The sequence below is a fragment of the Chelatococcus albus genome, from assembly GCF_030067675.1.
In the GTDB taxonomy this organism is placed as follows: Bacteria; Pseudomonadota; Alphaproteobacteria; order Rhizobiales; family Beijerinckiaceae; genus Chelatococcus_A; species Chelatococcus_A albus.
In genome coordinates this window covers 714383-728099 of sequence record NZ_JASJEV010000001.1, presented here as the reverse complement: position 1 = coordinate 728099, position 13717 = coordinate 714383, and the positions used below count along the sequence as shown (strand labels likewise).

The 13717-nt window shown below is 70.2% G+C and carries 13 protein-coding genes; 8 read left to right on the top strand and 5 right to left on the bottom strand.

Annotated elements, in window-relative coordinates; genetic code table 11:
- The first annotated feature begins 87 nt into the window (after positions 1 to 87).
- The 7 genes from crcB to QNA08_RS03290 all read left to right on the top strand — a co-directional run bounded on the left by crcB (position 88) and on the right by QNA08_RS03290 (position 7283).
- Complete coding sequence (gene crcB / locus QNA08_RS03320) at positions 88 to 471, top strand: fluoride efflux transporter CrcB (protein WP_283739231.1); 384 nt, start codon at positions 88 to 90, stop codon at positions 469 to 471.
- The gene (locus QNA08_RS03315; RefSeq protein WP_283739230.1) at positions 468 to 1772 is read left to right on the top strand and encodes an RluA family pseudouridine synthase; all 1305 of its coding nucleotides are present in this window, start codon (positions 468 to 470) and stop codon (positions 1770 to 1772) included. The genes crcB and QNA08_RS03315 overlap by 4 nt, the downstream gene beginning before the upstream one ends.
- Positions 1769 to 2422 carry an HAD-IA family hydrolase gene (locus tag QNA08_RS03310; RefSeq protein ID WP_283739229.1) on the top strand — a complete coding sequence of 218 codons (654 nt, stop codon included), beginning with the start codon at positions 1769 to 1771 and terminating at the stop codon, positions 2420 to 2422. Before QNA08_RS03315 ends, QNA08_RS03310 begins: the two co-directional genes overlap by 4 nt.
- 67 nt (positions 2423 to 2489) lie before the next feature.
- Entirely contained in the window at positions 2490 to 3281 is a 792-nt protein-coding gene (locus QNA08_RS03305) for an ATP12 family chaperone protein (RefSeq protein WP_283739228.1), read from the top strand.
- Positions 3282 to 3357: 76 nt separating this feature from the next.
- The gene (blaOXA, locus tag QNA08_RS03300; protein ID WP_283739227.1) at positions 3358 to 4323 is read left to right on the top strand and encodes a class D beta-lactamase; all 966 of its coding nucleotides are present in this window, start codon (positions 3358 to 3360) and stop codon (positions 4321 to 4323) included.
- A 160-nt stretch (positions 4324 to 4483) separates the two neighbouring features.
- On the top strand, positions 4484 to 6019 hold the full coding sequence (locus tag QNA08_RS03295; protein WP_283739226.1) for an acyl-CoA carboxylase subunit beta: 1536 nt from the start codon (positions 4484 to 4486) through the stop codon (positions 6017 to 6019).
- Positions 6020 to 6176: 157 nt separating this feature from the next.
- A complete protein-coding gene (locus QNA08_RS03290; protein WP_422679838.1) occupies positions 6177 to 7283 on the top strand; it encodes a linear amide C-N hydrolase in 1107 nt (368 codons plus the stop codon).
- Positions 7284 to 7335: 52 nt separating this feature from the next.
- Here QNA08_RS03290 and QNA08_RS03285 read toward each other — a convergent pair whose 3' ends face one another.
- From QNA08_RS03285 to QNA08_RS03265, 5 genes are all read right to left on the bottom strand, one after another.
- Positions 7336 to 8466: a dipeptidase gene (locus QNA08_RS03285; RefSeq protein WP_283739225.1), complete on the bottom strand. Its 1131-nt coding sequence runs from the start codon at positions 8464 to 8466 to the stop codon at positions 7336 to 7338.
- A gap of 157 nt (positions 8467 to 8623) precedes the next feature.
- A complete protein-coding gene (locus QNA08_RS03280) occupies positions 8624 to 9256 on the bottom strand; it encodes an alpha/beta hydrolase (RefSeq protein WP_283739224.1) in 633 nt (210 codons plus the stop codon).
- 38 nt (positions 9257 to 9294) lie between these two features.
- The gene (locus QNA08_RS03275) at positions 9295 to 10236 is read right to left on the bottom strand and encodes a VOC family protein (protein ID WP_283739223.1); all 942 of its coding nucleotides are present in this window, start codon (positions 10234 to 10236) and stop codon (positions 9295 to 9297) included.
- A gap of 121 nt (positions 10237 to 10357) precedes the next feature.
- Positions 10358 to 11608 carry an Hsp70 family protein gene (locus tag QNA08_RS03270; RefSeq protein ID WP_283739324.1) on the bottom strand — a complete coding sequence of 417 codons (1251 nt, stop codon included), beginning with the start codon at positions 11606 to 11608 and terminating at the stop codon, positions 10358 to 10360.
- 157 nt (positions 11609 to 11765) lie between these two features.
- The gene (locus QNA08_RS03265) at positions 11766 to 12449 is read right to left on the bottom strand and encodes an ArsR/SmtB family transcription factor (RefSeq protein WP_283739222.1); all 684 of its coding nucleotides are present in this window, start codon (positions 12447 to 12449) and stop codon (positions 11766 to 11768) included.
- A gap of 79 nt (positions 12450 to 12528) precedes the next feature.
- Here QNA08_RS03265 and QNA08_RS03260 point away from each other — a divergent pair, with 79 nt between their 5' ends.
- Positions 12529 to 13698 (top strand): cytochrome P450, encoded by a 1170-nt coding sequence (locus QNA08_RS03260; protein WP_283739221.1) that lies wholly within the window; start codon positions 12529 to 12531, stop codon positions 13696 to 13698.
- The last annotated feature ends 19 nt before the right edge of the window (positions 13699 to 13717 follow it).

Genomic DNA, 13717 nt, shown 5'->3' with positions numbered 1-13717 from the left:
TACGCAATCCGGGTCTCGCGTCGAGCGGGGTTTGCAGGGGTCGCCGGAGCCGTTCCGGCATCGATACGGGAGCGCGTCGGAACTGCGATGCAGGCCACCCTCTTCGTCTTCCTCGGCGCCGGCCTCGGCGGGGTGCTCCGCCACGGCGTCAACCTGGCCGCGGCGCGGGCCTTCGGCACGGATTTCCCGTGGGGCACGCTGACCGTCAACGTAGTCGGCTCGCTCGTCATGGGCCTTCTTGCCGGCTGGCTCGCGCTGAAGGCGGGCGAGGGGTGGAGCCAGCACGTGCGGCTCTTCCTCGCCACGGGCGTACTCGGCGGCTTCACCACCTTTTCGGCCTTCTCGCTCGATGTGGTGCTGCTGTGGGAACGCGGCCAGGTCGCGGCCGCGGGCACCTACACGGCCGCATCGTTCATCCTCTCGATCATCGGCCTCGCCGTTGGTCTCTTCCTCATCCGGAGCATGTCATGAGCCGCGACAGACGGAACGGGGGGGGCGCGCGGGGCCGGGCGGGCGGCAGCCCGGCAACGGGCGGTCGAAGGACCGGGCCCCGCAACGCAACCCTGCACGGTGAAGCCGCGCGCAGCGCGGGCAAGGGAAAGCGCGGCGCGCCGGCTGCCAGCAAGGCGCCGGCCACCAAGGCGCTGGTGCCGGGGACGGCTGCGACGAAGGCGCCCGCGGCCAAGGGGGCGGCGCGCACCGGGCGGCCCGCGGCCGCCGCTCCGAAGGGGGCGACGAAGGCCGAGCAGAAGGCCGCCGCCAGCGAAACGCTCGCGACCGGCGTGCAGACCCTCGTCGTCGAGGCCGACGAGGCGGACATGCGGCTCGACCGGTTCCTGGTCGCGCGCTTCCCGCAGCTCGCCTTCACGCACATCCAGCGCATCGTGCGCAAGGGCGAGCTGCGCGTCGACGGCAAGCGGGCAAAGCCGAACGAGCGCCTTTCGCCCGGCCAGAAGGTGCGCGTGCCGCCGCTCAAGCTCGAGGAGCGCCCGGCGCCGGCGCGCAGCGCGGCGAAGGACGCGGACGATGCTGCCTTTCTCAAGTCGATCACCCTCTACGAGGACAAGGACGTCCTCGTGCTCAACAAGCCCATGGGGCTCGCGGTGCAGGGCGGCTCTGGCACGAAGCGGCACGTCGACGGCATGCTCGAGGCCCTTCGCGACGCCGAGGGGCAGAAGCCCCGCCTCGTCCATCGGCTCGACAAGGACACGGCGGGCTGCCTCGTCATCGCCAAGACCCGCTTCGCCGCCACCACGCTCGCCAGGAGCTTCCGCTCGCGCGCGGCGCGCAAGATCTACTGGGCGCTCGTGGCCGGCGTGCCGCGCGTCAAGCAGGGCCGGGTCTCGACCTATCTCGCCAAGGAGGAGGCCGCGGACGGCGACGCCCGCATGCGCGTGGCGGCGCACGGCGACGAAGGGGCGAGCCACGCCGTGACCTATTACGCCCTCGTCGACCAGGCGGGGCAGAAGCTCTCCTGGCTGTCGCTGAAGCCCGTCACCGGGCGCACGCACCAGCTGCGCGCCCACACCGCCCACATCGGCCACCCGATCGTCGGCGATCCGAAATACTTCAACGTCGAGAACTGGGAGCTTCCCGGCGGCATCCAGAACCGGCTGCATCTGCTCGCACGGCGCATCGTCATCCCGCATCCGCGCACGGGCAAGGCGATCGACGTCACGGCCCCGCTGCCGCCGCACATGCAGCAGTCCTGGAATCTCCTCGGCTTCGATGCGAGCCGCTACGACCCGATCGTCGAGGCACCGGAGGAATGAGGCTCGTCGTCTTCGACGTCGACGGCACGCTCGTCGACAGCCAGAACCTCCTGGTCGCAGCCCAGGCCGCGACCTTCGCGGCGCACGGCCTCGCGCCCCCGCCGCGCGAGCGCTCGCTCTCGGTGGTGGGCCTGTCGCTGCGCGAGGCCTTCCTGGAGCTCGTCGGCCCGGAGGGGCCCCACGAGAGCCTTGCGGAGGGATACAAGACGGCCTTCCAGCGCCTCCTCTCCGATCCCGTGCTCGCCTCTCCGCTCTTTCCGGGCGCGGTCGACGTCCTTGCGAGCCTCGGCCGGCGGGAGGAGGTGATGCTCGGCATCGCCACCGGCAAGTCGCGCCGCGGTGTATCGCGCCTGTTCGATGCACACGGCTGGCACCGCCTGTTCCACACCGTGCAGACAGCCGACGATGCGCCGTCGAAGCCCCACCCGGCCATGCTCCTGCAGGCGATGGCGGAGGTCGGCGCGGAACCCGGCGAGACCGTGATGGTCGGCGACACGACCTTCGATGTCGCGATGGCGCGGGCGGCGGGCTGTCGCGCCGTCGGCGTCGCCTGGGGCTACCATCCGGCCGAGGCCCTGCGCGCGGCCGGAGCGGAGGAGGTGCTGACGCGCTTCGAGGATCTGCCGCGCCTGTTGCCGCAGGCGGGGTGAGGCATCGGTCGCCGACCTGCCGCGCCGCCACTTTTCGTCCTTGCGCGCCGGGTGCTATGAGCGGCGCATGAGTGACGATCTCACCGACATCTTCTTCCCGTCTTCCGGGGAGCGTTCCGTCGATCCCATGAAGGCGGCACAGGAAGCGATGCGAAAGCCCCTGCCCAGGCGCTTCTACAAGGCGGCGACCGTCGAGGCGCGCGGCGATGCCTTCGTGCTTCTGCTCGACGGGCGGGCGGCGCGGACGCCGGCGCGCAAGCCCCTGAGCCTGCCGACCCGGGCCGCGGCCGAGGCCGTGGCCGCCGAATGGGCGGCGCAGATCGACGTCGTCGATCCGGCCACGATGCCGCTGACGCGCCTCGTCAATTCGGCGATCGACGGGGTCGCCGCCGATCCGGCCGCCGTGGCGGCGGACGCGGTGAAATACGCAGGGTCCGATCTCCTCTGCTACCGGGCGGACGCGCCCGCGCGCCTGGCCGCACGCCAGACGGCGGTGTGGGATCCCGTGCTTGCCTGGGCGCGCGAGCGTCTGGGTAGCCGCTTCGTGCTCGCCGCGGGCGTGATGTTCGTCGAGCAGCCGCCGGAGGCGATCGCGGGCATCGAGCGCGCCGTGGCGGCCTTCTCGACGCCCCTGGCGCTCGCGGCGCTGCACGCCATGACGACGCTTACCGGCTCCGTCCTCATCGCGCTCGCCGTGGCGCACGGCCGGCTGAGCGTCGAGGAAGGCTGGCAGGCGGCGCATGTCGACGAGGACGTGCAGATGGAGATCTGGGGCAAGGACGCGGAGGCGCTCGCGCGGCGCGAGCACCGCTTCGCCGAGTTCCGCGCTGCGGCGACGCTCCTGCGCCTCGTCGGCTGAGATGTCGACAATCTGACATCTCATGCCCGGTGCCGCCGCGGGCCGAGGCCGGTTGTGGCCATTCGGGCGGTGCGGTATGTCACATCGCGATTTCGGGCGGCGTCTAGGTTGCTGGTCCAGCGGTATCATGGAACGCAACCGTCGGACGGCATCATGGAGGTCGCTCGTGGGGAATATGTCACGCTTGGTCGGAGCGGTATCGCTCGCTTTCGGGCTCGCGCTGGCGGGCGAGGGACTGTCCGCTCTCGCCGCGCAGGGCGGTGGCACGACGCAAGGCGCGGACAGTGCCTCCGCGGCTGCTCCGTTGTCGGCTGCCCGCGCCGAAGAGCGACCGGAACTCCAGTCCTATTTCGCCGACCTCGGCACCCACGGCACGTTCGTCGCCAAGGACATGCGTACGGGCCGCGTCATCGTGGTCGATGAGCAGCGGGCGCGGCGGGGCTACAGGCCGCAGTCCACCTTCAAGATCGCCAATGCGCTGATCGCGCTCGAGACCGGGGTGGCGCAGGACGCCGACCACCCGGTGTTCAAATGGGACGGCAGGACGCGCGCGATCGAGGCCTGGAACCAGGACCACACCCTCCGCTCCGCAGTCAATGCCTCGGCATTGCCCGTCTTTCAGGAGATCGCGCGCCGCATCGGGCATGACCGCATGAAGGCCCTTGTCAGGCAACTCGGCTACGGCAATGCCGACATCGGCGGCGCGCCGGTCGATCGGTTCTGGCTCGCCGGCAACCTGCACATCAGCGCCTACGAGCAGATCGTCTTCCTCGAGCGGCTCTATCGTGACGAGCTGCGCGTGTCAAAGCGGGCGCAGGCCATCGTGAAGGACATCATGCTCGTCGAGAAAGGCGAGGGCTACGCGCTGCGTGGCAAGACCGGTTCGGCCGGAAAGGGCGGCATCGGCTGGTTCGTCGGCTGGGTGGAGCGGGGTCAGGACGTCTTCTTCTTCGCCCTGAACCTCGACCTCACCAGTCGGGACCTGATCGGCAAGCGGATACCGACGGTCAAGGCGCTTCTCGGTGACCTGGGGATGCTGTGAGCCTCGCCCGGCGATCCCCCCCGCCAGATCGGGGGTGGGGCGCCCGCGCATGTTGCCGTTCGGCGCGTGCGCGTCTCCCCCTTCCGTCGCGGTTCCTGCTCCAGGGCTGGCGTGCTAATGAGCCCACGGGGTTCAAGGAAACGACCGGCAGGGCGGGAGCATGAAAGATATCCTCGAAAAGCTCGAAGAGCGGCGTGCCGGGGCGCGCCTCGGCGGCGGCGAGAAGCGCATCGCGGCGCAGCACGCGCGCGGCAAGCTCACCGCCCGCGAGCGCATCGAGCTCCTGCTCGACAAGGGCTCCTTCGAGGAGTTCGACATGTTCGTCGAGCACCGCTGCATCGATTTCGGCATGGCCGAGCAGGCGAAGATCCCGGGCGACGGCGTCGTCACCGGCTGGGGTACGGTGAACGGCCGCACCGTCTTCGTCTTCGCCAAGGACTTCACGGTCTTCGGCGGCTCGCTGAGCGAGACGCATGCCCAGAAGATCACCAAGGTCCAGGACATGGCGCTGAAGATGCGCGCCCCCGTCATCGGCCTCTTCGACGCGGGCGGGGCGCGCATCCAGGAGGGCGTCGCCGCGCTCGGTGGCTACGGCGAGGTGTTCAAGCGGAATGTCCAGGCCTCCGGCGTCATTCCGCAGATCTCGGTCATCATGGGCCCTTGCGCCGGTGGCGACGTCTATTCGCCGGCCATGACCGACTTCATCTTCATGGTGCGCGACACGAGCTACATGTTCGTGACCGGCCCCGACGTGGTGAAGACGGTGACGAACGAGACCGTCACCTCCGAGGAACTCGGCGGCGCCAAGGTGCACACTGCGAAATCCTCGGTCGCGGACGGGGCCTGGGACAACGACGTCGAGGCGCTGCTGCAGATTCGCCGCCTCATGGACTTCCTGCCGGCGAACAACACCGAGGGCGTGCCCGAGTGGCCGACGACCGACGATCCCGAGCGCATCGAGATGTCGCTCGACACGCTGGTTCCGGACAATCCCAACAAGCCCTACGACATGAAGGAACTCGTCCTCAAGGTCGCGGACGAGGGGGATTTCTTCGAGATCCAGGAGGCTTACGCCAAAAACATCATAACCGGATTCATCCGGATCGAGGGGCGCACGGTCGGCGTTGTCGCCAACCAGCCGATGGTGCTCGCCGGCGTGCTCGACGCCGACGCCTCGCGCAAGGCGGCGCGCTTCGTGCGCTTCTGCGATGCCTTCGAGATCCCGATCGTCACCTTCGTCGACGTGCCGGGCTTCCTCCCCGGTACGGCGCAAGAGTACGGCGGCCTCATCAAGCATGGGGCGAAGCTCCTCTACGCCTATTCCGAGGCGACCGTGCCGCTCGTCACCGTCATCACGCGCAAGGCCTACGGCGGCGCCTATGACGTCATGGCCTCCAAGCACATCGGCGGCGACGTGAACTATGCCTGGCCCACGGCGCAGATCGCCGTCATGGGCGCCAAGGGCGCGGTCGAGATCATCTTCCGGGCCGACCTTGGCGACGCCGAGAAGATCGCGGCGCGCACCAAGGCTTACGAGGACCGCTTCATGTCGCCCTTCGTCGCCGCCGAGCGCGGCTACATCGACGAGGTGATCATGCCGCATTCGACGCGCCGGCGCCTCGCGCGCGCTCTCGCCATGCTGCGGCAGAAGAAGGCCGAGACCCCCTGGCGCAAGCACGACAACATCCCGCTCTGAGGTGGCGCGCCGGCTTCCGCCCCCTCGCGGTAAGGTTCGGTTTTCCGTGTTCGCAGGCGTTGTCCTTCGGGTGGCCGGCGAACAGGCCTCGTTAAGTGTCTCCCGGGCTAGATCGGCCGACCTTCACTCGTTCGATCGATCGCATTGCGGGGCACCCATGTCTTTCTTCAAGCTCAGATCCTCGACCCTTCGGCGCGTGGCGGCGATGGCGCTTGCCGGTGCTGTCGCCTTCGCGCCTTCCGCCGAGGCCTGCACCAGCTTCCTTCTGAAGGCGGCAGACGGTTCGCCCGTCTACGGCCGCACGATGGAATACGGCATCGACCTGAAATCCTCGGTCATCATCATTCCGCGCGGGCAGCCCTATGTGGCGACCGGCCCGGCGGGCGGCCCCGGCCTGAAATGGTCCAGCAAATATGCGGTCGTGGGGATGAGTGCCTTCGGCAAGCCCGGGGTCGCCGACGGCATGAACGAGAAGGGACTGGCCGGCGGCAACCTCTACTTCCCCGGTTTCGCAGGCTATGCGGACCCGGCCAAGGCCGACCCGGCCAGGTCGATCGCCGGGGCCGAGTTCCTGACCTGGGTGCTCACCAGTTTCGCGACGGTCGCCGAGGTGAAGGCGGCGCTCGCCGGTGTCGAGGTCATCGACGCGCCGGTGGCCGAGCTCGGCGGCATCGCTCCACCCTTCCATTTCGCGCTGCATGACGCGAGCGGCGCCTCGATCGTCATCGAGCCGATCGACGGCAAGCTGAGGGTCTACGACAATCCCCTCGGGGTCCTCACCAATTCGCCGACGTTCGATTGGCACATGACCAATCTGCGCAACTACATCAAGATCTCGCCGGTCAATGCCGACCCGGTGAGCATCGAGGGCTTGAAGCTCGAACCGTTCGGCCAGGGGTCCGGGCTTCTCGGCATTCCCGGTGACCCGACGCCGCCATCGCGCTTCCTGCGGGCGATCGGCTACGTGATATCGGCCAAGACCCTGCCGACGGGGGCCGAGACGGTGAGGCTCGCCGAGCACATCCTCAACAATTTCGACATTCCCGTGGGCTTCATCCGCGGCACGCCGAAGGAGGGAGGGGGGCTCGAATATACGCAGTTTTCCGCGATCGCCGATCTCAAGGCCCGGCGCTACTACATCAAGACCTACGACAATCAGGTGCTGCGCAGCGTCGATCTGATGAGCTTCGACCTTGATGCGAAGACGATCAGGAGCGCGCCGCTGACGCCGCTCGCCACGATCCCCGCGCTCGCCTTCCAATAGGCCTACGCCCATCGGCCGCCCGCACCGAGGGATGCGGGCGCCCTGGTCGGCGTCAGCGCTCGTCGAGTTCCTCGGCGGTGCCGAGAGCGGGCTGGACGACACGCCGCAGCCGCTGCCCCTCCCGCTCCACGGCGCGGAAGACGCGGACGAAATTCTGGCCGGCGAGGCCGACGATGGCAGCATCCGACCAGCCGCGACGGATCAGTTCGGCGATGAGATGGGGGAAGCGCCCGACATGCTCGAGCCCGTCGGGCGTCGGGCCGCCGAAGAAGTCGGAGCCGATGCCGACATGGGCGATGCCGGCCCTGTCGGCGAGATATTCGATGTGATCGGCGAGTTGCACGAGGGTCGCGCGGGGGCAGGGACCCGAGCGCTGCTCCTCGGCCGCCAGGGCCGCGGCCTGGTCGAGGTCGGGTGGTGTCTTGCCCCAGGCGTCCTTCAGCGGGCGCATCCAGTCCCGGGTTGCCTGGTTGATGAAATCCGGCACGAAGGTCGCCATGACGAGGCCGCCGTTGGCGGCGAGCCGCGCCAGCACGTCGTCCGGCACGTTGCGCGGGTGGTCGCACAGCGCGAAGGCATTCGAGTGGGAGAAGACCACCGGAGCGGTCGACAGGTCGAGCACCTGATGCATGACCGCGTGCGAGACGTGGGCGCAGTCGACGATCATGCCGAGGCGATTGAGCTCGCGCACCACGGCGCGGCCGAAGGCGGTGAGGCCGCCGTGGCGGGGCGCGTCCGTGGCGGAATCGATCCAGTCCAGCGTCTCGTTGTGGCAGAGCGTCATCAGCCGCGCGCCTGCGGCGTGCCAGACGCGCAGCGGCGCGAGGCTGTTCTCGAGCCCCACGCCGCCCTCCACCGCGATGAAGGAGGCGATCTTGCCGATGCGCTTGGCCTTGGCGATATCGCTCGCCTTGGTCGCCGGCATGAAGACGTCCGGATGCGCCTCGTTGAGGCGCAGGATAACGTCGATCTGCTCCAGCGTTGCACGGCCCGGCCGCGGCGTGTCGGTGGGGATGAAGGCCGCCCAGAACTGGGCGCTGAGGCCGCCCTCGCGCAGCCGCGGAATGTCGGTGTCGGCCTCCTCGTGCAGGCGGGTGAGATCGTAGGCACGCACGTCGCCGCGGGCGCCGGCGTCGGTGCGAATGACCCAGGGCAGGTCGTTGTGGCCGTCGACGAGCGGCATATGCTCCAAGAGAGCCAAAGCCTTTTCGAAGGCGGCATCGCTTCGCACCGTCGTCTGCGCGGTCATTGCGGCTGGGACCTCGGGAATCGCTTCTGGGATTTCTCGAAACGTGGGAGATTCCCCGCGGGCTTGGCAAGCATGCCGCGTGCATGGCTCCTCAGCGGCCGAGACCGGCGAGCCAGGCTCCGGCCAGGGAGAGATCGGCCTGCGACAGGCCGTGGCCGACGGGCAGGGTTTCGTGCCGCAGGGCGGCGCCGGCCGTCGTGAAGAGCGCGGCGAGCTTCGCTGCATTGGCCGCGGGCACGAGGGGGTCCGCCGCGCCGGAGACGAGCAGGATCGGCTTGTCCTTCAGCGCGGGCACGGCTGCCGCCACAAGGGGCACCGTGGCGCGTAGCAGGATGGCGCCGGCGAGCACCTCCGGGCGGACGAGAAGCATCGCGGCGGCGATGTTGGCGCCGTTCGAGAAGCCGAGCGCGACCGGTCGGCCGAGGCCGTAGCGGGCGCGGGCCTCCTCGACGAAATCGGCGAGTTCTTCAGCCCGGGCCTTCACGTCGGCCTCGTCGAAGACACCCTCGGCGAGGCGGCGGAAGAAGCGCGGCATGCCGTTCTCGAGCACCTTGCCGCGCGGCGAGAGCAGGGCGGCGCCGGCGCTGACAGCCTCGCCGAGGGGCAGGAGGTCGTTCTCGTCCCCGCCCGTGCCGTGCAACAGGAGAAGCGGCGGGCGATCGGGTGTTCGCGCCGGGACGAAGCGGTGGATGAAGGAATGGGGTTTCGTGCTCACATCGGTCATGACCGTCTCCGGGTCCCGATCCCGAACCTCGGGGGGCGTCAGGCAAGCGAGGGCAGGGCGCTTTCGATCGCCGCGCGATGCGGCTCGTACTGCGCCGGCAGCCGCAGCGCTGTGCCGAGCGCGTCGCGGCTCTCGTCCACAGTGAAGCCGGGTCCGTCGGTCGCGATCTCGAAGATCACGCCGGCCGGCTCGCGGAAGTAGACGGAGCGGAAATAGGTCCGGTCCTTCTGCTCGGTGACCGGCAGGCCATGCTCCCTGGCGAGCCTGCGCGCCATGGCGGCCTGGGCCGCGTCATCGGCTGCGCGGAAGGCGACATGGTGCACGGAGCCGGCCCCCATGGTCGCCGGGAGAAAGCCCGGGGCGATGCGCAGGTCGACGATCCCGCCGTGCTGCGCTCCGGTGGCGTGGCGCACGAGCGTGCCCTCCTTCCCGATCTCGACAAAGCCGAGCACATCGGAGAGAACCGCGCCGGTGGGGCCGGCGTCGCCGACGAGCAGGGTCACGCCGGCGAAACCGCGAATGGCGGCCTCCGCCGCGATCTCGGGCGTCGTCCAGGCCGGTTCCGCCTCGGCAGCCGGCGTGGCGACGAGAGCGAGCCTCATGCCGTCAGGATCCCGGAAGGGCAGCACGGTGCGGCCAAAGCGCCTTTCCGGGGCATCGTGCACGACACCGCGCGCGACGAAACGCTCGGCCCAGAAGCCGACGGAGCCCTCCGGGACGCGGAAGGAAGTCTCCATCGTCTGCCCGACGCCCGCTCGCCCGGGCGCCACATGGGCCCAGGGAAAGAAGGTCAGGATGGTGCCGGGCGTGCCGACCTCGTCGCCGAAGTAGAAGTGGTAGGTCGTCGGATCGTCGAAATTGACCGTCCTCCTGATGAAGCGCAGGCCAAGGGTCTGCGTGTAGAAGGCGAGGTTGCGGCGGGCGTCGCTCGCGATCGCCGTCACGTGGTGGACGCCGGCGGTGGCTGGCGCGGTGGTCATGGCTCGAACTCCCTGCGGCATCGCGGCGGCGATGCCCGTTGCGCCGGAGATGGGCCGTGCGGTTGCCGTCGCCTATGGCGGAAAGGGCCGCTTGCGCCGATGCAAGCTCCGCGGCCACCGCTCAGGCGAAGCGCCGCGCGGCCTCCACCGTGAGGCCGAGGCCGACGGCGCCGAAGCGGTCGCCGTCGACGACGCGCGCTGCGGGCAGTTCGGCGAGGATCCGGCCGCGCACGTGCGGCAGGCAGGTGGAGCCGCCGGTCAGGAACACGACGTCGATGTCCGCGGCCGCGAGGCCCGCCTGCGAGAGGCAGCGGCGTATCCGCTCGGCGATCGTGGCGGCGAGCCTGTCTGTCGCCTCCGCGAACTCCCGGCGTTCGACCGCGGCGGCGAGGCCGTCCTCGATGGCGCCGAGCGCAAGGCGCGTGGACATGTCCTCGGTCAGGGCGATCTTGGCCTGCTCGACCGTCATGAGCAGCGTGTGTCCCTGCCTCGTCTCGATGACGCGCGCAAGGCGTTCGATGAGGTCGGGACGCGCGGCCTGCCGCCGCACCTCCTGCAGCTCGCGCAGGACCTTGGAGGCGTAGAGGAAATTGACGCGCGACCAGGTGGCGAGCTCTAAGTAGTACCAGGAGGGGACGTCGAGCCCCTTCTTCTGCATGGCGCTGCGGTAGCCGAGCAGCGGCATGACCGCGAGCAGGCTCAAGTCCCGATCGAAGTCCGTGCCGCCGACGCGCGCGCCTTCGTTGGCCAGCACGTCCGCCTGGCGGTCGTGACGTTGCGCATGCTCCGGGCCGAGACGGATGACGGAGAAATCCGACGTGCCGCCACCGATGTCGGCGACGATGGCAATCTCCTCCCGCGCGAGGCCGCGTTCGTATTCGAGGGCCGCCGCGACGGGCTCGAACTGGAAGAGCACGTCGCGGAAGCCGACGGATCGCGCGACAGCCGCGAGCGCGTCCTCGGCGCGGCGGTTCGCCTCCTCGTCGTCGGTGACGAAATGCACGGGCCGGCCCATCACGACGGCCGTGAGCTCCCGCCCGCTCTCGGCTTCGGCACGGCGCTTGGCTTCGTGCAGGAAGGTCGCGATTACATCCCGGAAGGAGATGCGCCGCCGCCCAACCTGCGTGCTCTCGTCGATGAGTGCCGTGCCCAGGACCGATTTGAGCGAGCGCAGGAGGCGCCCGTCGACGCCGTCGAGATAGGCGGCCATGGCCGCGCGGCCCGTGAGCACCTCGTGCGAGCCCGCAGCGAAGAAGACGGCGCTCGGCAGGGTCGTCTCCGGTCCTTCGAGCCGTGCGAGCGCGAGCCCGTCGCCGGTGGCGATGCCGAGCGTCGTGTTGGAGGTGCCGAAATCCAATCCGCAGAACATGATGCGACGAATGGTTGCCGCTCATCGCGAGCGATGAGCGCGATCGAGACGGGGGGAATGCAAAGGGCGGCCCACATAGCAGGGGCGGGCGGCGCAGCATAGCCCCCTTCGCGCCCTTCGCCGCGCCGGCCGAGGCGCGGTCCCGCCCGGGCCCTCGCCTTCAGGATAGCGGCGCCGCGAGGACGCGCGCGAATTCGTGCTCGCCCCGGGGGCTGAAAGTCACCACGCGGTCCGCGCCCCGCCGCGCCCAGCCGAGGTCGCACAGGCGTGCGAGAATCGCCGCCCCGAGGGCGCCGCCGAGATGATGGCGCCGCTCGCTCCAGTCGAGGCAGGCGCGGCACAGGGGGCGGCGGCTCCGCTCGAGCCGCTCGAGGTCAATGCCGAAGTCGCAGAAGAAGCGCCGGCCGGCCTCCGTCAGGGCGAGCGTACCCTCATCCGCGATGAGCCTCCGCTCGTCCAGGCCGCGCAGCAGGGCGACCCCGCGCTCGCCGGCGAGATGGTCGTAGCAGACGCGGGCCTTGCGCAGGGCATGATCCCTCGGACCGGTGCGCACGCGCGCGAGGCCCGCGCGGGCTGCGATGCCCATCAGATTCTCTAGGACCTGCGCGACATCCGGTTCGGACAGGCGAAAATAGCGATGGCGGCCCTGCTTTTCCACGACCAGCAGGCGTGCCGACTCGAGCCTGGCGAGGTGCCCGCTCGCCGTCTGCAGGGTGACGCCGGCCTCGGCGGCGAGTTCGCTCGCCGTCAGCGCCCGCCCGGCCATCAGAGCGGTGAGCATGTTGGCGCGGGCGGGGTCGCCGATCAGGGCGGCAATCGGGGCGATGCTCGGTCCTTCCTTCATGCTTCGATCGTCGCCGAAGCATCATCGTCGGGCAAGGGGCTACCTTCGCGTCGATCTCAGACGAGGACGCCGGCTTGCCATGCATCCGACCGACGCCGTTGCCGCCGTGACGCATCACGATCCCTATCCCTACTATGCCGAGCTGGTGCGTCATCGCCCCGTGCATCGCGACGAGGGGCTCGGCCTGTGGGTCGCCGCGGGGGCGGGGGAGGTGGCCGACGTGCTGGCGGCGGAGGCCTGTCGCGTGCGGCCGCTGCGCGAGCCGGTGCCGCGCCATCTCGCGGGATCGGCGGCGGGGGATGCCTTCGGACAGCTCGTGCGGATGAACGACGGCGCCTTCCATGCCGCCGTGAAACCGGCGCTGGCGGGGGCCTTGGCAACCGTGCGTCCCGCGCAGGTCGGGGCGATCGCCCGCGCCTGCGCGAAGCATCTTGTCGCCGCGGCAGGAGGCTGCCTGACCCGCGCCGGGATCGACAACGCGCTCGTCCGTCTGCCGGTCCAGGTGGTGGGCCAGCTCCTCGGCCTGCCGGAGGCGGGCTCGGCGGAGACGATCGCCGGCGTCGGCGCCTTCGTGCGCTGTTGCGCGCCGGGCGCCACGACAGGGGATGTCGGAGCGGGCCATGCGGCCGCGGCGGCGCTTGTTGACGCATTCCGCCGTGCGCTTGCGGCGCAAGGCGAGGCCGACGGGCTGCTGCCGCACCTCGCCCGCCTTGCGCGCGAGGCCGGTACCGAGGCGGTCGCCGCCAATGCGCTCGGCCTTCTCTTCCAGGCGCATGACGCGACGGCAGGGCTTCTCGGCAACGCGCTCGTCGCGCTCGCCCGCCGCCCGGATCTGCGGCCATCGCTGCGGCGCGAGCCGGGGCTGGGCAAGGCTTTCGTCCGCGAGGTCCTGCGCCACGATCCGCCGGTCCAGAACACGCGCCGCTTCCTCGCCGCGGACGCGACCGTGGCGGGGGTGCGCATGGGGGCCGGAGAGGCCGTCCTTGTGGTGCTCGCCGCGGCCAACCGCGACCCTTCCGTCAATTCCGATCCCGACCGGTTCGACATGGGGCGCCGGAACGCGCGCTGCTTCGCCATGGGCGATGGACGGCACGCCTGTCCGGGGCACAGGATCGCCGCCATGATCGCAGCCTCGGCCGTCGCAGTGTTGGCGGAGCCGGTGGTCGGGCTCGATGACCTGGGCGAACCTGCGGGTTATCGGCCCTCGGTCAATGTGCGCATTCCCGTCTTCAGCGTCGCACGGCGCTGAAGGCGCGGCGGGCGCAGGA